Here is an 18,132-nt window from a genome sequence, read left to right on the forward strand (position 1 = left end):
CCCCACCCATCGCCAGATCCACCGGCCACGACAACCTCGACGAGATGCTGGTTCGAGTCCAGTCTGCCGCTCCAACCTGCGGCGGTCGCTTAATGGCAAAGCACGTCGACCGGAACCTGATCGTCGGCCTTAAACGTCGCTGGCGTGCGAACGGGTGGAAATCGAGGGGCCCCGGGGCAGGGCATACCCCGGGGCTCCACCATCTCCACGGCGACCGGTGTCGCCCGATCCGGTAGTCCCACGGGGCCCCGGCTCCGCCCCCGGCCCGACGCGGCGCGAACCGGCGCGACACGGACCGGGCGGGATGCGGACCGGGCGGGATGCGGCGCGGACCACGCCGGAACGGAGTGCGTCAGGAGTCCCGCGCCGGCCCGGCCGGCTGTGCGGACCGGCGGGCCACCCACAGTGCGCGTACGCCGAGCAGGCCCACCGTCGTACCGATCGCGAGCGAGGCACCGATCAGCAGCGCGTGCACCCACAGGAAACCGGTCGGGCTGCCCTGACCGATCTCCCCGGTCGACCAGGCCCGGCTGTCGTTCCAGATGGCGACCGCGAACCGGGGCCAGATCACCCAGGTCCAGATCCCGACCAGGATCAGGAACCACGCCCAGCGCCTCGACAACACCATGGCTGGTGAGTATGCCAGCCGGCCTGGTCAGCGCCGCCGGCCCGGGACCGGTGGCAGACCGCCCGGCTGCCGGGCGTCCCCGCTCAGCTGCCGGTCGCGGCGGCACCGAGTCGGCGACGGACGCCGAGCAGGACCAGCCCTCCGAAGAGCAGCCCGATGCCGAGCGTGCCGAGCATGGCGAAGGTCTCGCCGGGCAACAACCCGCCCAGTGACCGTGCCAGGGTGCCGAGGACCACGTACAGGCCGGCCCAGAGCACCGCGCCGACGGTCGCGAACCCGAGGAACCGGCGGTACGACATCCGCAGCCCCCCGGCGGCGAGCGGCAGCAACGCGTTCAGCACCGGAAGGAACGGCGCCACCATCACCATCCGGCCGCCCCCGGTGCCCAGCAGCCGCTCGGCGGCCGACCAGCGCGCCTCCCCGATCCACGCCCCCGCACGACTGCGCCGCAGCCGCCCCCCGAACCGGCGTCCGGCGAGGAAGGTGAGCGACCAGCCACCGAGGCAGCCGACGATCACCACGAGGAATGCACCGGCGCTGGCCGGCCGTCCGACCCCCACCGCGGCGAGCACCGCGACGTCGCCGGGCACGAGTACACCCAGCAGCGGAATCGCGTCGAGCATCATGACCCCCGCGAGCACCGTCAGGAACACACCCGCCGGCAGCTCCCCCACCTGAACCAGCCAATCCGCCACGTGAGGAACGCTACGCGGCACCGGCGGCCCGGACCTCCGGGTCGTTCCCGGACCCCACCCTGACCCCGTCTCGGGGTCGCGTCCCCCGATCGGCGTAGGCCGGAGGAGATCGGATGCCGACGACAACCGGGCGACTCACGACTTCCGGCCGCACCCGGCAGCCGGGACAGCTACTGTCGGTGGCGTACGGGGCGCGCCGCGAACAGACGCGCCGCTAAGGAGACACGCATGGCAACCGGCACCGTGAAGTGGTTCAACTCGGAAAAGGGATTCGGCTTCATCGAGCAGGACGGCGGAGGACCAGACGTCTTCGTCCACTACTCGGCGATCGCCACGTCCGGTTTCCGGGAGCTCAACGAGGGACAGAAGGTCGAGTTCGAGGTGACCCAGGGCGAGAAGGGTCCGCAGGCGGCGAACGTCCAGCCGCACTGAGCCGCTGGCGTGTGGGCCGAGCCCGGCCGTCAGCCCCGGTGCGGGGCCGGACGGTCGGGCAGGTCCCGTCGTCGGGCGAGCGGGCCGACCAGCAGGACCAGCCCGGTCAGCGCGAGGTAGCCGGTGATGCACCACATCGCCGGACGCAGCCCGAGGGTGGTGCCGAGCAGTCCGCCGACCACCGCGCCGAGCGGCATCGGGCCGAGGTTGACGACCTGCATGGTCACCATGACCCGCCCGAGCAGTTCCCGGGGGACGTAGGCCTGCCGGAACGCGCCACGGAGCACGTTGCCCGAGACCGCGCCGGCGCCGATCGCCATTCCGGCGATCACCACCAGGCCCAGTCGGGGACCGGGCCCGGTCAGCGGAATGAGCAGCCCGAACGGCAGGGTGCCGAGGCTGCCGACCAGCAGTGCCCGGGCACTGCCGAACCGGCGGCGCAGCACCCCGGTGAGGGCGGCGCCGAGCACTCCGCCCACGCTCATCCCGGCGGTGACCAGGCCGACCGTGCCGGGGCTGGCCCCGACCTCGCGGACCAGGAAGACCACCAGGATCGCCTGGTAGCTGACGAGTCCCAGGTTGGACAGCGCGCCGAACAGGGCGAACACCCGCAGGTAGGGGTCACGGGCGGTGAACCGTACCCCTTCGGTGATCTCCCGCCACAGGTTGCGGGCCGGACGGACGCCGGTCTCCCGCAGCTCCCGGGTCCGGATGGCCAACAGGCAGATGGCGGATCCGACAAAGCTGGCCACGTCCACGAGCAGCGCGTTCACCACGCCGACAAGCTGGGCGAGCAGCCCGGCGGCACCGGGGCCGGCGACGTGGGCCACCGATTCGGTGCCCTGCAGTTTCGCGTTCGCCTCCGGCAGGTCCGGTCGGGCCAGCAGCGCCGGCAGGTAGACCTGGTAGGCGGTGAAGAAGAAGATGTGTACGACGCCGCCGGCAAACGCGACGACCAGCAACTGGCCGACGGTGAGCACACCCAGCGCCGCCGCGACCGGCACACTGAGGAAGAGCACGGCCGCGAAAAGGTCGCAGGTCACCATCAGGGGCCGGCGCGGCAGCCGGTCCACCCAGGCACCGGCGGGTAGTCCGACGAGCAGCCACGGCAGCCAGGTCGCCGCGGTGAGCAGGGCCACCTGGAAGGTGCTGGCCTCGAGGGTGGCGACCGCGACCAGGGGCAGCGCCACACTGGTCACGCTGCTGCCGAAGCTGCTGGCCGTCTGGCCGATCCAGAACAGCCGGAAGTCCCGCTGCCGCAGCAGTCCGCCCCGGCGGCGCGGCGGGTGGCCGTGGGTGGGCGGCGGGGCGGTGGCGAGGCCGGTCACGGCTGGGCCGGTACGGCGTGGGCGAAGAAGAACACCGGCTCGCGGCGCTCGCCGTCGTCCGGCAGTTCGCGCTCACTCCACCGGTTCATCAGGGCGACCACCTCGCGTTCGAGTTGGTGCAGTTCGGCCGGGGTGAGCCGGAGCCACCGGTCGGCGGAGAACGGCGCCTGGTCCCAGGCCGCGCGTTCCTCGTCGCTGGCGGCGTACCACTCGCGGACGATGCGATCCTGACTGTCGAGGTTGAGTGAGAGGGCGGCCTGGAGGACGGCCTCCGAGGCCGGGTCGCCGACGAAGTCGGCGCTGGCCCAGCGCAGCCCGGGAGAGGCGAGTTTCCACCATCGTTCGCGGCGGTCCCGGGCCAGTTCGGGTGCCTCCCGGACCAGGTCGGAGTTGGCGAGCACCCTCAGGTGGTGGCTGACGTTGGCCACCGCCTGGTCGGTCCGTTCGGCGAGCATGCTGACGGTCGACGGGCCGTCGACCTTGAGCACGTCCATGAGCCGGCGTCGCAGCGGGTGGGCCATCGCCGCGAGCACCCGCGAGTCGGTGATCTGACGGATCTCTCTCTCCATGCCGCCAGCCTGATATGTGCAAGAACTCTTGCGCAACTAGTGTTGCAAAAATCTTGTTGTTTACCTCCGCTGCCGGGCCGGCACGCCGGCCGCCAGATCCCGGCGCCGGTTCGGCTGGCGGCGAAAGCCGGGCGACACCCCGGCCGGGCAGCCCTAACCTGGGCCCATGGAGAAGCTCGCCCTGGTGCTCGGCGCCACCGGACAGATCGGCCGCGCCGCCGTACGGGCACTGGTCGCCGACGGCTGGCGGGTCCGGGCCGCCGCCCGGGGCCTACGGGCCGGCGCACCCTGGCCACCGGCCTGGGACGTCGAACTCGTGCCGCTGGACCGCGAGGACGACGCCGCGCTGGCCACCGCCGTCGGCGACGGCTGCGACGTGCTGGTCGACACCGTCGCGTACGACGGACGGCACGCCGGCCAGCTTCTCGGGCTCGCCGACCGGATCGGCTCGGCGGTGGTCATCTCCAGTGCCGCGGTCTACGTCGACGAGGCCGGCCGGGGCGTCGGCGACGACAACGCCCGCTTCCCCGTCCCGATCACCGAGGACCACTCGACGGTGACGCCGACCGACGGCAGGCCCGACACCGGCTACGCCACCGGCAAGGCAACCCTGGAACGGCAACTGCTCGCCGCCGGGGCGATCCTGCCCACCACCCTGCTCCGGGCCGGCGCCGTCCACGGGCCGCACACCGTGCACCCGCGCGAGTGGCACTTCGTCAAGCGTGCCCTGGACAACCGGCCGGTCCGGATCCTCGCCTACCGGGGCGAGTGCCGCTTCCACCCGGTCTCCACCGCCAACCTCGCCGAACTGGTCCGGCTCGCCGCCGCCGAGCCCGGCGCCCGGGTGCTCAACGCCGCCGACCCGGAGCCGCCGACCGTACGGGAGATCGGCGCGGCCGTACACGAGGTGCTGGACCACCACGCGGAGGAGGTGCTCATCGACGGCCCGTCGCCGGCACCACCGGTCGGCGACACGCCGTGGTCCGTGCCGGAACCCCTGGTGTTGGACATGAGTCTGGCGCAGCGGCAGCTCGGCTACCGCCCGGTGACGAGCTACCTGGACGCGCTGCCGGAGACGGTCACCTGGCTGGTGGACGCGGCGCGCGGCCGGGACTGGCGGACGGTCTTCCCCGACCTGGTCCGCCACTACCGGACCGACTACTTCGACTACCTCGCCGAGGACGCCTGGCTCCGCCGGCGGAGCTGACCCGGGCCGACCCGCCGCCACGCCCCACGCTCCATGCCGACGCGGCCCGAGCCGAACCGACACGATCCGAGCCGACCCACGCCCACGCGATCGGAGCCGGGGCAGCCGGACGCGACACCGGCGCTGCCGCCGGTCAGGACGCCGGGGTACCGGTGGCCGCGGCGAGCCGGGCGGCCAGTTCCGCCGCCCGGTCCCCGAAGGCCGCCCGCAACGCCGCGACCGCGTCGTCCAGGTCCTTCGAGCCGAGCCCGTTGAGGACGCCGTCGACGATCTCCTGCTCGTTGACCCAGTCCTTACCGAGCATCGTCATCTGGTTGGCCTTGATCTCGGTCAGCATTCCCTCGATGTTGTAGAAGTGCTGCCGGATGTCGGTACGGCCGCTGCCGTCCGGCTTCTGCGCACCCTGCCACAGCAGGTAGTTGTTGTCCTTGGCGAACTTGAGCAGCTGCTCCTGCTCCGCATCGGACAGTGCCGGCATGGTGTTCTCCTCTCCGGACAACAGCGCGGCGACGTCGCGCCGAAACCGGTCCATGTTGAAGCTGGGATCCGTCTTGACACTGGCGTGTCCGTAGCCGCCCGGCTGGTGCTCCTTGTGGCCGGCGACGCCCCAGCCGGTACGCCGACGAATCGCCGCCACCCCGCGCACGTACGAGTCGTACTGCCGGTCCGTCCACGGCTCACCGAGCGCGTGCTGCGCCTCGATGCCGAGCAGGCCGGAGTTGCCGACCCCCTTGAACGGCCCGGCCCAGCCGACCCGGACGTGGTTGCACCGTCCGGAGGCGACCACGTGCCAGTGCCCGGTACGGGACAGGTAGAGCTGGGCGATCGGTGGCGGCGCGGTGGCGGACCCGTTCAGCAGGACATAGATCTCACCGGCGTCGGTACTGGTCCGGGAGCCCCGGGTCTCGTGGCAGATGATGCCGTGCGGGTCGAAGGAGGTCGAACCTCGGCTGCGCCACCCACCGACCTCGTGCACGGTGAGCCCGGCGGAGCGCAGTACGTCGGGGAGCCAGAGCAGTCGCAACGGTCGGCCCTCCTGTCTCGGAGGTGATGTTCCACTACCGACCGTATCTGCGGCATCGAACGGCGTCCAGTCGGCGAACCTGCCAATCTGAACAAAAGCAATGGTCAACGTGGGTGAGTTGGCATCCCCGACCGAACCGACCCGCCCCGACTCAGAACGCCAGGCACTCACACTCCGTCATCAACGCTCGGACGTTGCGGACGTACTGCGGATTGGGGATGGTCAGCGGTTCACCCTCGACCGCCACCGCACCGTGCCCGTAGTTGTACGCCGCGATCACCGCGTTCAGCAGGCAGGAGTTCAGTTCACTGGTGCACAGGTCGGCGTCGAGCCGGTAGTCGGCGTCGAAGTACATGTCGCCGATGTACTTGGTGGTCCAGGCCAGATAGGTGGCACCCAGGTAGGCGTTGTCCTGGTAGTCGTCGATGTCGTACGACTTCTCGAAGCGCTGGTTCATCCACGTCGCGGTGTCCGGCATGACCTGCATCAGTCCCCGGCCGCCGTCACACGCGATGATGTTGGACTGCCAGCCGCTCTCCTGCCAGGCGGTTGCCTTGAGCAGGTCGAGCGGGATCCGGATGCTGGGCGCCGAGACCGGCCAGTAGACCCGGCCCGCCGCGTTCGTCAGCGCCTGCCCGACCTCGGCCCGGCTGGCCTGGCTGCCCTCGTAGCGCGGCTTCGTGCACCCCTCGTCCGGCGGCTTCGGTGCGGGCGGCACCTGCGTCTCGGTCGGCGGTTTCGGGGTTCTGCGCGGCGTCGGCCGCTGGCTCGGCTTCCTGGCGGGAGTGGCGGACGGCGTGGGCTTGGCGCCCAGCCCCACCACCGACGGCGGCTCGGGGGTCGCCGGTTCCGTCGTCGTCGCCACGGTCTCCGGCTCCCCCGCCGACGGGACACCGGCCGCCGAGTCGGTCTGCCCGGTACCCCCACGATCGGCGCAGCCGGTCGCCAGCATCGCCACCGCCACCACCGCTGCCAGCACCGAACCGGCCCGGCGTTCCCGCTTGGTCATCCGCGTGCCCCCCGATCTCCCGGCGCACCCTAACAGTTGTGCCCGGACCTCGGGGGTCGCCGTTCAGGGGGCGTCGGACCGGGCGACACCGGCGGGTTCGACGGCCGGGTCGGCGGGCGCGACAGCGGCGGACGGTTCGGCGGCCGTCGCGGCGGCGCCGACGGCCCGGTCCCGGGTCGCCCAGGCGACCATGAAGACCGCGGTCCAGAGCACGCCGAGCAGAATCGAGGTGACCGTCTCGCTCGCCGAACTCCAGCCGACGTAGAGCCGGGCACCGGCGACGGTGACCGCGCCGACCGCCGCCACCGTCCAGGCCGCCACCGCGACCGGCCACCGGCTCTGCCGACCGAGCAGCCAGGCCAGGGTGCAGAGGCTGGCCGCGACGACGGCGTTCTGCGCCGGAAACAGCACCACCGGGCTGTCCCCGGTCGGCCCGGTGACATCGGCGACCAGGCTCAACACCACCAGCGGCACGAACGCGCCGACCGTACCGAGCACACTGAGCAGGTCGGCCCGCCAGGGTCGGGCACGCCAGCCGAGCACCGCGGCGACCACCGCCACCACCAGGATCAACGCCGGGCCCCGCAACGCGGCGATGGCACCGTGCGCCAACTCGGCCACCCCGTCGGTACGCCGGGCCGCGAACCACTCCGCGATCGTGTGGTCGACCACCGCCAGCCCACTCTGCGCCACCACCAGTTCGAGCAGCGAGGCCAGGGCGACCCCGATGCCGAAGAGCAGCGCCAACCCGGCGACCAGGTTGGTCAGCAGCGTCCAGCCCGGCCCGATGTGCACCGACAGCATGAAGAACAGCACCCCGTACCGGCGACGCATCCCGCGCAGCGGCGGGGTCGCCACCGCCCGGGCCAGCAGCGCCCGCACCGGATCCGGGTTGCGGCCGAGCCAGCGACCGACGAACACGATCACCACGACGAAGACGATCAGCAGCAGGACCGCTCCGGTCGCCCGACCGAGGTAGTGGGAGACGGTCTCGTACGACTCCCCGGCCAGATAGCCGGCGAGCACCGACCCACCGACCCAGCTGGCCACCCCGGCGAGGTTCCAGGGCAGGAACCGCCGGTACGGCATCCCGGCGCTGCCGGCCAGCCGGGGCACCAGGGTCCGGGCGAACGCCACCCAGCGGGCCGCGAGCACTCCCCGTCCGCCGAGCCGGCTCAGCATCGCGTCCGCCCGTTGCCAGCGCTGCGGGCCGACCCGGCGGCCCCACCGGCCGGCCCGCAGCCGTGGACCGTGCCGCCGCCCGCTGCGGAACGCCAGTGTGTCACCGACCGCCGCTGCGACAATCATCACCACCAGGGCCGGCCCCAACCGGAGCAGACCGGTGTAGGCGAGGAACCCGACCAGCAGCAGGGTCGCCTCGGCCGGCATCACCAGCCCGACGATCAGCGCGGTCTCGGTGGCCACCAGCAGCGCGGCGGCCAGGTAGACGAGCAACGGGGGCAACTCCTGCACCACCGTCAACACATCCTGCACGTGGACCCCCCGGACACCCGGCCAGCATGCCAGGCCGGCGACGGGACAGCTCCATGATTACGGCTCCTCCACCCGGTCGCCTCAGGGGGAACCCGGACACCGGCCCGGAGAACCCGGCCTGGGAGGATGGGAACCATGCAGACCCGCGCCGACCTCCGTAACGTCGCCATCATCGCCCACGTCGACCACGGCAAGACCACCCTGGTCGACGCCATGCTGCGACAGGCCGGCGCCTTCTCCGCCCGGGCCGAGCCGGCCGACCGGGTGATGGACTCCATGGACCTGGAGCGGGAGAAGGGCATCACCATCCTGGCCAAGAACACCGCCGTGCGTTATCTGCCGCCGGACGGTTCCGACCCGGTCACCATCAACATCATCGACACCCCCGGCCACGCCGACTTCGGCGGCGAGGTGGAACGCGGCCTGACCATGGTCGACGGCGTGGTCCTGCTGGTCGACGCCAGCGAGGGCCCGCTGCCGCAGACCCGGTTCGTGCTGCGCAAGGCGCTCAAGGCCCGACTGCCGATCATCCTGGTGATCAACAAGGTGGACCGGCCGGACGCCCGGATCAAGGAAGTGGTCGACGACACGTACGAGCTCTTCCTCGACCTGGACGCCGACGAGGAGCAGATCGACTTCCCGATCATCTACGCCTGCGCCCGCGACGGCATCGCCTCGCTGACCCAGCCGGCCGACGGGACCGTACCCGAGGACAGCAGCTCGCTGGAGCCGCTGTTCCGGACCCTGCTCGACACCATCTCGCCGCCCGCCTACGACGAGGACCACCCGCTGCAGGCGCACGTCACCAACCTCGACGCCTCGCCGTTCCTCGGCCGGCTGGCGCTCTGCCGGGTCCGCCAGGGCACCATCCGCAAGGGTGAGAGCGTCGCCTGGTGCCGCACCGACGGCACCGTCGAGCGGGTCCGGGTCTCCGAGCTGCTGATGACCGAAGGGCTGGAGCGCACCCCCGCCGAGTCCGCCGGACCGGGCGACATCATCGCGGTCGCCGGCATCCCGGAGATCATGATCGGCGAGACCCTCACCGACCCGGAAGACCCCCGTCCGCTGCCGTTGATCACCGTCGACGAGCCGGCCATCTCGATGACCATCGGCACCAACACCTCGCCGCTGGTCGGCAAGGTCAAGGGCGCCAAGGTCACCGCCCGGATGGTCAAGGACCGGCTGGAGCGGGAACTGATCGGCAACGTCTCGCTTCGGGTCCTGCCCACCGACCGGCCGGACGCCTGGGAGGTCCAGGGCCGGGGCGAGCTGGCGCTGGCCATCCTGGTGGAGCAGATGCGCCGCGAGTCGTACGAGCTGACCGTCGGCAAGCCGCAGGTGGTGACCAAGGAGATCGACGGCAGGACGTGTGAGCCGGTGGAGCGGCTCACCATCGACGCCCCGGAGGAGTACCTCGGCGCCATCACCCAGCTGCTGGCCACCCGCAAGGGTCGGATGGAGCAGCTGGTCAACCACGGCACCGGCTGGATCCGGATGGAGTGGCTGGTCCCGGCCCGCGGCCTGATCGGTTTCCGGACCGAGTTCCTCACCGCCACCCGCGGCACCGGCATCCTGCACCACGTCTTCGAGTCGTACGAGCCGTGGTTCGGCGAGCTGCGGACCCGCAACACCGGTTCGCTGGTCGCCGACCGCAGCGGCGTCGCGACCGCGTTCGCCATGCTGAACCTGCAGGAGCGCGGCACCCTCTTCGTCGAACCGACCACCGAGGTGTACGAGGGCATGCTCGTCGGCGAGAACTCCCGCTCCGACGACATGGACGTCAACATCACCAAGGAGAAGAAGCTCACCAACATGCGCTCCTCCACCAGCGAGGAGACCGAGAAGCTGATCCCGCCACGCAAGCTCTCCCTGGAACAGGCCCTGGAGTTCTGCCGGGAGGACGAGTGTGTCGAGGTCACCCCGGCCGCCATCCGGCTACGCAAGGTCATCCTCGACGCGCAGTCCCGGGCCCGGGCCACCGCCCGGCGCAAGCACGCGAACTGAGCGCCGCCGTACCGGCATGACCTGGGACGAACTCGACAGCGTGTTCGCCGCCGCGCCCGGCACGGTCTCGGTGTACGTCGGCCGGCCGGGCGTCCGGCCGGCGTACACCCGGCGGCCGGACGCGCCGCACTACGCGGCGAGCACGATGAAGGTGGCGGTGCTGGCCGCCCTCCACCGGGCCGCCGAGGCCGGCGCGCTCGACCTCGACGCCCCGGTGCCGGTGCGCAACGACTTCGTCTCGGCGAAGCCGGGGGCGGACCGGTTCTCCTGTCGGCCGGACCACGACAACGACGGTGCCGTCTGGGCCCGGCTCGGCGGCACCGCGTCCCTGCGCTGGCTCGCCGAACGGATGATCGTCCGGTCCAGCAATCTCGCCACCAACCTGGTCCTCGGGCACGTCGGGCTGCCCGCCGTCGCAGCGGTCTGGGCCGACAGCGGCGCCCGGCACAGCCGTACCGGCCGGGGAATCGAGGACCTCGCCGCCCGGGATGCCGGGCTGGACAACCAGGTCACCGCCGCCGACCTGGCCGGACTCTTCGCCGCGATCACCCGGTCCCGGCTCGCCGGACCGGCCGCCTGTACCAGCATGCTGGAGGTGCTGCTCCGCCAGGAACGGGGCGAGGATCTCGCCGCCGGGCTGCCGGCCGGCACCCGGATCGCCCACAAGAACGGCTGGATCCGCGGGGTCCGGCACGGCGCCGGAATGATCTTTCCGGACGACGCCCCGCCGTACGCGGTGGTGGTCTGCACCAGCGCCACACCGGGCGGTGCCGGCGACGACGCGGCGGCCTGCCGGCTGATCGCCCGGGTTTCGGCGACCGCCTGGGCGGCCCGGCACCGGCTCGCCAGCGACTGACCTGACGAACCGGGCAGCCGACCGCCCCGACGGTGGGGGGTTGCCCGACCGTCGGCTACCGGCCCTGATCCGGCGGCGGCAGACCGAGCACCGCCGCGGCCGCCTCCAGCAGGGTGGCGTGGAGCACCGTCTGGTCGACGTCCGGCACCGCGCGGGCCGAGGAGAGGGCCACGCCGAGCACCTCCGCGGCGGCCACCGCCCGGATCTGGTCCACCGTGGTCGGCTCCGGGCCGGCGAGCCAGGCGTGCAGCCGCGCGGCGAGCTGGCTCACCTCCTCCCAGATCGTCTCGATCGAGGCCAACACGGCAGGGGTGTCCCGGAGGAAGATCGCGGCGGCCTGCCGGTGCCGGAGTACGATGTCGAGGAACTCGCCCAGCGTCGCCCGTACGTTTTCCGGGTTGTGCGCGGTGGTGTCCAGCCGCTCCACCGCCCGGCGCCAGTCGTCGACCAGCGGCTGCACCAGAGCCAGTAGCAGCGCCTGCTTGGACGGGTAGTGGTAGTAGAGCGAGGCCTTCGTCAGGCCGACCCGGTCGGCGATCTCCCGCAGACTCGTCTGGTCGTAGCCGTGCGCGGTGAAGAGTTCCACGGCGACCGTCAGGATCCGGGTCTTGGTGTCCTCGTTCCGCACGCCGTACCACCTCCTCCGCCCCGCTGACCGGTGCTGGATCTTAACCAGCAACATCCCTGTTACGCATTCTCAGGCCCACCTCAGCAGGACTGTCCGAAGATGACAGTTGCTGGTCGGGTTCGCCTGGGTGCGGGCCCGTGCTTGACACGGCTGACTACCGTGCGGCAGGTAAGTCTCTACCTGCCGACAGGTAAGTACCGGCGACAGCGGATCCGGGCCGCCGGACGACACGAGGGGGAGTCATGTTCGAACGGTTGGGACGCCTTGTCGTCCACAACCCGTGGAAGGTCATCCTGGCCTGGCTGGTCGCGGCCGTGGTGATCGTGCTGTTCGCTCCCGGTCTGCACGACGTGACCAACCAGGACCAGGCGGACTTCCTACCCGACGACTACGAGTCGTCCCAGGCCATGCGGCTGGCCGAGGAGAAGTTCGCTCAGCCCAACGACGCCAGCGCCACCATCGTGATCAAACGCGCCGACGGCCGGCCGCTGGACGACGCCGACCAGGCCACGGTCGCCGAACTCGCCGGCCGCGTCTCCTCGGCCGGCATCGACCGGGTCACCGGCCTCGCCGGCCCGCCCACGGTCTCCCCCAACAGGCAGGTCCAACTGGTCACCGTCGGGCTGGAGGGCCTCGCCGACGACCAGGCCCTGCTGGACGCCGTCCCGGCCCTACGCGAGGTCGCCGAACAGAGCCTGGACGGGACCGGACTGAGCTACGCGGTCACCGGCGACGTCGCGATGTTCGCCGACAACGCGGACGCCTTCGACACCGCCCTGCTCGTCGTCGGACTCGCCACCATCGTGTTGATCATCGGTCTGCTGCTGCTCATCTACCGCAGCCCGATCGCCGCGCTGTTGCCGATCGTCACCGTCGGCGTGGTCAGCGCGATCTCCCCCGGCCTCATCGCCTGGGTCGCCCAGGCCACCGACCTGCGGGTCGACCCGTCACTCGAGATCATCCTGACCATCGTGCTGTACGGCGTCGGCACCGACTACATCCTGTTCCTGCTCTTCCGCTACCGCGAACGGCTACGCGCCGGCGAAGACCGCAAGCAGGCCCTCGTCACCGCGGTCGCCCGGGTCGGCGAGGTGATCGCCTCCGCCGCCGCGGCGATCGTCATCGCGTTCAGCGCCCTGCTGCTCGCCGTCTTCGGCGCGTTCACCAGCCTCGGCCCCGGCCTGGCGATCGCGGTCGTGGCGATGGCCATCGCCGCGGTCACCCTGGTCCCGGCGATCGTCTCGCTGCTTGGCCCGAAGGTCTTCTGGCCGTCCAGGTCCTGGCAGCGGCAGCCGACCGGCACCACCTTCCAACGGCTTGGCCGACTCACCGGCCGGCGCCCGGCCCTCGTCGCCGCCGTCTCCGGCGCAGTGATGGTGCTGCTCGCCCTCGGTGCCCTCGGCATGCGCTGGGACTACGACCAGAGCGGGCAGTTGCCGTCCGACACCGAGTCGGCGCGCGGCTTCGCCGACCTGCAGGCAGGCTTCCCGGCCGGTGCCCTCAACCCCACCGTGGTGTACGTCCGCGCCGAGGCCGGTCAGCGCCTCGACCCGACAGCCCTGCGCCAGTACGCCGACCAGCTCACCGCGATACCCGGAATCGGCGGGGTGATGCCGGCCGGGCCGGACGGCAGCCCGGTCGGGCTGAGCCAGGACGCCAGCGCCGCCCGGATCAGCCTGCTCCTGGCCGGGAACCCGTACGCCCCGGAGTCCCTCGACCTGGTCGGTGGTGAGCTGCGCGAGATCGCCCACGAGCAGGCACCTGCCGGCAGCACCGCGCTGGTGGGTGGGGTCACCTCGGCGTTCGCTGACATCCGGGACGCCAACACGCGCGACCTGCAGGTGATCTTCCCGGTCGCCGGGCTACTCATCGCGATCGTGCTCGCCCTGCTGCTGCGCAGCCTGGTCGCTCCGATCTACCTGATGGCCGCGGTGTTCCTCGGCTTCCTCAGCACCCTGGGCGCCACCGTGCTGGCCTTCCAGGGCATCGGCGGTCGCCCCGGCCTGTCGTTCATGCTGCCGACGATCCTCTACCTCTTCGTGGTGGCGATCGGCACCGACTACAACATCCTGATGATCGCCCGACTACGTGAGGAGGCGCGGCTCGGCAACGACCCGCGTACCGCCGCCGACCTGGCGGTGGAACACGGCGGCCCCTCGGTCGGCGCGGCCGGGCTCATCCTCGCCGGTACGTTCGCCTCGATGATGCTCGCCGGTGTCGCGTTCCTGACCGAGATGGGTTTCGCGGTCGCGATCGGCATCGCGATCTCCGCCTTCGTGATGTCGATGTTCCTGGTACCCGCGTTGACCGCGCTACTCGGCCATCGCGCCTGGTGGCCCGGGCACGGTAACGCCACGGCTGGTGGTACCGGACCAGCTGGTTTGGTACCGGACCGCGAGCCGGTCGGAGCCGCCCAGCGGTAGCGGTGACCACCGGCGGAGGGGACCCTTCCGCGCTGGGGTCCCGACGGGGCACCGGTGCGGATAGGGTCCCTTCCCATGTCGATCGCCGCCGTCCGCACCCACCGGGTCTCCGCTCCGCTGCACACCCCGTTCGTCACCGCGCTGCGGCGGACCACCACGGTGGAGACGCTGGTGGTCGAGGTCGTGGACACCGACGGACGGTCGGGGTACGGCGAGGCGCCGCAGGTGTGGCAGGTCACCGGCGCCTCGGTCGGCGGGGCCCGGGCCTGTGTCGAGGAGATGCTCGCGCCGTTGCTGACCGGCCGCAGCGCCGACGACCTGGTGGCCCGCTGCGCCGAGGTACGGCGGGCGGTGGTCGGCAACGAGACCGCCAAGGCCGCGGTCGACGTGGCCCTGCACGACCTGGCGGCCCGCCGGCTCGACATACCGCTGGTCCGGCTGCTCGGCGGTACGTCCCGACGGGTCCCCACCGACGTGACCCTCTCCGCCGGGGACGCGGTCGAGTTGGCGGCGGCGGCGAAACAGCGGGTCGCCGACGGTTTCTCCGTACTGAAGGTCAAGGTCGGCACCGATCCGGCCGGTGACCTGGCCCGGGTCCGTGCGGTCCGGGCCGCCGCCGGTCCACAGACCCGGATCCGGCTGGACGCGAACCAGGGCTGGACCCCCCGGGAGGCGGTTCGGGTGATCCGGGGCATCGAGGACGCCGGTCTGGACGTCGAACTGGTCGAGCAGCCGGTACGGGGGCCCGACATCGCCGGTCTGGCCTGGGTCAGTGACCGGGTCGACGTGCCGATCCTGGCCGACGAGGCGGTGTACGGGGTGCGCGACCTGGTCGAGGTGATCCAACGGCGGGCGGCGGATCTGGTCAACGTGAAGTTGGCGAAGTGTGGCGGGCTGGGTCCGGCCCGGACACTGTTGGAGTTGGCCGAGGCGCACGGGGTGGGCACCGTGGTCGGTTCGATGATGGAGAGCCAGATCGGGCTCGGCGGGGCCGCCAGCCTGGTCGCCGCGTACGGCACCAGTGCCGTCTCCGACCTGGACGCCGCCTGGTGGCTTGCCTGGTCGCCGGTGCGGGACGGCATCCGGTACGAGGCACCGCACGTGTTGCTCCCCGACGCACCCGGGCTCGGGGTGACCGGTCTGCATGTCTCCCCCACCCCACACTGACCCGAATCCGGGCGGCGACGATGAAGGCAATATTCAGCCACGCGTTGCCAGACGGCGCTAATTTTCATATCGTCGGGCGTGGTCCGAGGACGGAGGGGTGAGATGGCACTGCTCCCAGGTCGCGAAGCTGTCGTCCGGGTCGCGGTCGCCACCCTGTGGAGCCGCCCCGAGGCGGTACGCCCGGTCGACGCACCCGCACTGGCCCGCCGCACCGACATCCCGGGCTGGATCTCCGGGCTCACCGCCGAGCAGCGGGTCGGGGACTGCGTGCTCAGCCAGCTACTGCTCGGCGAGCGTGTCCTGGTCGAGGAGGTCCGGCCGGACGGCTGGGCCCGTCTGATCGCGGTCGAACAGCCGGCGGCCCGACTCGACCCCCGCGGCTATCCCGGCTGGCTGCCGGTCGACCAGCTGGTCGAACCGCCGGACGCCGGGGCACCGGCCCCCGCCCTGGTCGTCTCCGCCACGGCGACCACGCTGCACGCCACCCCGGCCGGGCCCGTGGTGCTGCCCGGCGTGATCCTCGGCACCCGGCTGGCGGGGGCGGGACCGGTCGACGCCGGCTGGCGCCCGGTCCGGGTCGCCGGCCACCACCGACCGCTCTGGGTGGCCGACGCCGAGGTGACGCCCGCGCCGCACGGGCCGCCCCGGCCGGCCGAGGTGCTCGCGGTGGCGAGTCGGCTGCGCGACGTCGTCTACCTCTGGGGCGGCGTCTCGGCGTACGGCATCGACTGCTCCGGTCTGGTGCACCTGGCCTGGCGGCGGTTCGGCGTACGGCTGCCCCGCGACGCCGGTGACCAGGCAGCGGCGACGCGTCCGGTCCGACTGGGCGACGAACGTCCCGGGGACCTCTACTTCTTCGCCCGCCCCGGCCGACCCGTACACCACATCGGCATCGTCACCACCCGGCCCGGCGGCGACCGACGGATGCTGCACGCCTGTTACACCCAGCGACGGGTGCTGGAGGAGGTGTTGCCGGCCGAGCGGGCCGCGACCCTGGTCGGCGTACACCGCGTCCCGCGCTGAGCCCGAGTCCCGCACCGAGCCCGCCCGTGGGTGCCCGACCCCGACGACCAGGCCGGGTACCGGCGGTCCCGGGTCAGGCCTGCCCGACCGGCACCCGCTCCGCCGCCCGGCGGTCCCGACTCGATTTGATCAGGCTGGCCACCGTGGCGATGGCCAGGGTGCCCAGGATGATCACCAGGGAGAGCCAGATCGGCACGTGCGGGGCCCAGCTGATGTGCTCGCCACCGTTGAGGAACGGCAGGTTGTTGCCGGCGAGCGCCTCCAGGACAAGCTTCACGCCGATGAAGCCGAGCACCACGGCGAGCCCGATGTTGAGGTAGACCAGCCGGTCGAGCAGTCCGCCGAGCAGGAAGTAAAGCTGCCGCAGTCCCATCAGCGCGAAGACGTTGGCGGTGAAGACCAGGTACGGCTCCTTGGTGATGCCGAAGATGGCCGGGATCGAGTCCAACGCGAAGACCAGGTCGGTGGTGCCGATCGCGATCAGCACGATCAGCATCGGGGTGAAGAGCCGGCGGCCGTTCTCCACGATGGTCAGGTGCGTGCCGGCGAAGTCGCGGGAGACCGGCAGGGCGCGGCGGCTCCACCGGATCAGCACGTTCTCCTTGAACTCCTCCTCGGTCGGCTCACCCTGCCGGAAGAAGTTGATCGCCGTGTAGATCAGGAAGGCGCCGAAGATGTAGAAGACCCAGGAGAACTGGGAGAGCAGGGCCGCGCCGGCCGCGATGAAGCCGCCGCGCAGGACCAGGGCGAACACGATGCCGATGAGCAGCACCTTCTGCTGGTACTGCCGGGGCACGCCGAACCTGGCCATGATGATCACGAAGACGAAGAGGTTGTCCACCGAGAGGCTGTACTCGGTGAGCCAGCCGGTGTAGAACTCCCCGGCCACGGTGAAGCCGCTGGTCACCGCCAGACCGGCGCCGAAGATCAGGGCGAGGCCGACGTACAGGGCGACCCAGAGGCCGGACTCCCGGAGGCTGGGCTCGTGGGGTCGACGCCCGATGATCAGCAGATCGATCAGCAGGATCGCGGTCAGGACGACCAGCGAGATGACCCATACCCAGACGGACACGTTCAAAGCTCTCCTCCGGCAGACACACGAGCCACCGCCGACACGGCCGTGCGTCAGCGGTGTGGACGGTGGTGACTGTCAGAGGTCTCTTCCGCCACCGCCACCCGGCTCGGCACCGGACGGCGACAACCTGCGGTGCCGGGTCTCGTGCCGGAATGGGCCGGCCGAGGACCGTGTTGACGACACCACCGCGAAGGAATACTCCCCTCCTACCGTGCCATTGTTCATCATCCCCGGTCCGTTCCGCATCTCCCCCGTACCCGGTGTGCGGACAACCACCCCACGTAGGGCATCCTAGGAGGCTAGGTGTCAAGCTGTCGCAGGCCACTTGGTGCCATGTCCGTCATCACCCGTCCCGATAGACCTTGAGCGTTTACTGCAGCACCAGGGACAGTGTCCAAAACATGAATGGTGCTGGTACCTTTCGCTGCGCGCGGCTGACACCGTGCGTGACTCACGGGCGCGGCGATACCTGCCCGATTAGTGCTACTGATTCGGATTCGTACGGTCTGTTGGTGGAGACGAGGCGAAACGTGGAAAGCACGGTGGCTGCTACCGGTCTGCGGTCAGCGG

General features: G+C 71.5%; 16 protein-coding genes. 7 read left to right on the top strand and 9 right to left on the bottom strand.

The features are described 5' to 3' along the window. Positions 1-352: 352 nt before the first annotated feature. Positions 353-628, bottom strand: a complete 276-nt coding sequence (locus ABGB21_RS30440) for a hypothetical protein (protein ID WP_347652415.1) — start codon at positions 626-628, stop codon at positions 353-355. An 83-nt stretch (positions 629-711) separates the two neighbouring features. Beyond that, the gene (locus tag ABGB21_RS30445; RefSeq protein WP_347652416.1) at positions 712-1,323 is read right to left on the bottom strand and encodes a VTT domain-containing protein; all 612 of its coding nucleotides are present in this window, start codon (positions 1,321-1,323) and stop codon (positions 712-714) included. A gap of 228 nt (positions 1,324-1,551) precedes the next feature. On the opposite strand from ABGB21_RS30445, the gene ABGB21_RS30450 reads away from it, so the two are divergent. Then, positions 1,552-1,755, top strand: coding sequence for a cold-shock protein (locus ABGB21_RS30450; RefSeq protein ID WP_331218561.1), 204 nt, complete (start codon positions 1,552-1,554; stop codon positions 1,753-1,755). 29 nt (positions 1,756-1,784) lie between these two features. On the opposite strand, the gene ABGB21_RS30455 is transcribed toward ABGB21_RS30450, so the two are convergent. Together ABGB21_RS30455 and ABGB21_RS30460 are read right to left on the bottom strand one after the other, a co-directional pair. Further along, positions 1,785-3,083 carry an MFS transporter gene (locus ABGB21_RS30455; protein WP_347680665.1) on the bottom strand — a complete coding sequence of 433 codons (1,299 nt, stop codon included), beginning with the start codon at positions 3,081-3,083 and terminating at the stop codon, positions 1,785-1,787. Continuing rightward, positions 3,080-3,652 carry a metalloregulator ArsR/SmtB family transcription factor gene (locus ABGB21_RS30460; protein ID WP_347680667.1) on the bottom strand — a complete coding sequence of 191 codons (573 nt, stop codon included), beginning with the start codon at positions 3,650-3,652 and terminating at the stop codon, positions 3,080-3,082. Before ABGB21_RS30460 ends, ABGB21_RS30455 begins: the two co-directional genes overlap by 4 nt. A 166-nt stretch (positions 3,653-3,818) precedes the next feature. Between ABGB21_RS30460 and ABGB21_RS30465 the strand changes: the two genes are divergently transcribed. Next, the gene (locus tag ABGB21_RS30465) at positions 3,819-4,859 is read left to right on the top strand and encodes an NAD(P)-dependent oxidoreductase (RefSeq protein ID WP_347652419.1); all 1,041 of its coding nucleotides are present in this window, start codon (positions 3,819-3,821) and stop codon (positions 4,857-4,859) included. Positions 4,860-4,992: 133 nt separating this feature from the next. Here ABGB21_RS30465 and ABGB21_RS30470 read toward each other — a convergent pair whose 3' ends face one another. The 3 genes from ABGB21_RS30470 to ABGB21_RS30480 form a co-directional block, all read right to left on the bottom strand. Beyond that, positions 4,993-5,883 (bottom strand): N-acetylmuramoyl-L-alanine amidase, encoded by an 891-nt coding sequence (locus tag ABGB21_RS30470; RefSeq protein ID WP_347680669.1) that lies wholly within the window; start codon positions 5,881-5,883, stop codon positions 4,993-4,995. 151 nt (positions 5,884-6,034) lie between these two features. Next, complete coding sequence (locus ABGB21_RS30475; RefSeq protein WP_347680671.1) at positions 6,035-6,892, bottom strand: transglycosylase SLT domain-containing protein; 858 nt, start codon at positions 6,890-6,892, stop codon at positions 6,035-6,037. A gap of 63 nt (positions 6,893-6,955) precedes the next feature. After that, positions 6,956-8,386 (bottom strand): DedA family protein, encoded by a 1,431-nt coding sequence (locus ABGB21_RS30480; protein WP_347652422.1) that lies wholly within the window; start codon positions 8,384-8,386, stop codon positions 6,956-6,958. A gap of 135 nt (positions 8,387-8,521) precedes the next feature. On the opposite strand from ABGB21_RS30480, the gene typA reads away from it, so the two are divergent. Both typA and ABGB21_RS30490 read left to right on the top strand, forming a co-directional pair. Beyond that, complete coding sequence (typA, locus tag ABGB21_RS30485) at positions 8,522-10,390, top strand: translational GTPase TypA (RefSeq protein WP_347652423.1); 1,869 nt, start codon at positions 8,522-8,524, stop codon at positions 10,388-10,390. Positions 10,391-10,406: 16 nt separating this feature from the next. Continuing rightward, on the top strand, positions 10,407-11,246 hold the full coding sequence (locus ABGB21_RS30490) for a serine hydrolase (protein ID WP_347652424.1): 840 nt from the start codon (positions 10,407-10,409) through the stop codon (positions 11,244-11,246). A 55-nt stretch (positions 11,247-11,301) separates the two neighbouring features. Here ABGB21_RS30490 and ABGB21_RS30495 read toward each other — a convergent pair whose 3' ends face one another. After that, entirely contained in the window at positions 11,302-11,874 is a 573-nt protein-coding gene (locus ABGB21_RS30495) for a helix-turn-helix domain-containing protein (RefSeq protein ID WP_347652425.1), read from the bottom strand. Between the two features lie 242 nt (positions 11,875-12,116). Here ABGB21_RS30495 and ABGB21_RS30500 point away from each other — a divergent pair, with 242 nt between their 5' ends. The 3 genes from ABGB21_RS30500 to ABGB21_RS30510 all read left to right on the top strand — a co-directional run bounded on the left by ABGB21_RS30500 (position 12,117) and on the right by ABGB21_RS30510 (position 16,487). Beyond that, the gene (locus ABGB21_RS30500; protein WP_347680673.1) at positions 12,117-14,297 is read left to right on the top strand and encodes an MMPL family transporter; all 2,181 of its coding nucleotides are present in this window, start codon (positions 12,117-12,119) and stop codon (positions 14,295-14,297) included. 75 nt (positions 14,298-14,372) lie between these two features. Further along, entirely contained in the window at positions 14,373-15,464 is a 1,092-nt protein-coding gene (locus ABGB21_RS30505) for a dipeptide epimerase (protein WP_347680675.1), read from the top strand. A gap of 102 nt (positions 15,465-15,566) precedes the next feature. Continuing rightward, complete coding sequence (locus ABGB21_RS30510; RefSeq protein ID WP_347680676.1) at positions 15,567-16,487, top strand: C40 family peptidase; 921 nt, start codon at positions 15,567-15,569, stop codon at positions 16,485-16,487. A gap of 73 nt (positions 16,488-16,560) precedes the next feature. Here ABGB21_RS30510 and ABGB21_RS30515 read toward each other — a convergent pair whose 3' ends face one another. Beyond that, complete coding sequence (locus ABGB21_RS30515; protein WP_347652429.1) at positions 16,561-17,565, bottom strand: TerC family protein; 1,005 nt, start codon at positions 17,563-17,565, stop codon at positions 16,561-16,563. Between the last annotated feature and the right edge of the window lie 567 nt (positions 17,566-18,132).

Origin of the sequence: Plantactinospora sp. B24E8, from assembly GCF_039871735.1 — a bacterium.
In the GTDB taxonomy this organism is placed as follows: Bacteria; Actinomycetota; Actinomycetes; order Mycobacteriales; family Micromonosporaceae; genus Plantactinospora.

Excerpts from the sequence above, each read along its gene's own strand:
- ABGB21_RS30440 (WP_347652415.1), bottom strand. The coding sequence starts at position 628 with ATGGTGTTGTCGAGGCGCTGGGCGTGGTTCCTGATCCTGGTCGGGATC.
- ABGB21_RS30450 (WP_331218561.1), top strand. The coding sequence starts at position 1,552 with ATGGCAACCGGCACCGTGAAGTGGTTCAACTCGGAAAAGGGATTCGGC.
- ABGB21_RS30460 (WP_347680667.1), bottom strand. The coding sequence starts at position 3,652 with ATGGAGAGAGAGATCCGTCAGATCACCGACTCGCGGGTGCTCGCGGCG.
- ABGB21_RS30465 (WP_347652419.1), top strand. The coding sequence starts at position 3,819 with ATGGAGAAGCTCGCCCTGGTGCTCGGCGCCACCGGACAGATCGGCCGC.
- ABGB21_RS30475 (WP_347680671.1), bottom strand. The coding sequence starts at position 6,892 with ATGACCAAGCGGGAACGCCGGGCCGGTTCGGTGCTGGCAGCGGTGGTG.
- typA (WP_347652423.1), top strand. The coding sequence starts at position 8,522 with ATGCAGACCCGCGCCGACCTCCGTAACGTCGCCATCATCGCCCACGTC.
- ABGB21_RS30490 (WP_347652424.1), top strand. The coding sequence starts at position 10,407 with ATGACCTGGGACGAACTCGACAGCGTGTTCGCCGCCGCGCCCGGCACG.
- ABGB21_RS30500 (WP_347680673.1), top strand. The coding sequence starts at position 12,117 with ATGTTCGAACGGTTGGGACGCCTTGTCGTCCACAACCCGTGGAAGGTC.
- ABGB21_RS30505 (WP_347680675.1), top strand. The coding sequence starts at position 14,373 with ATGTCGATCGCCGCCGTCCGCACCCACCGGGTCTCCGCTCCGCTGCAC.
- ABGB21_RS30510 (WP_347680676.1), top strand. The coding sequence starts at position 15,567 with ATGGCACTGCTCCCAGGTCGCGAAGCTGTCGTCCGGGTCGCGGTCGCC.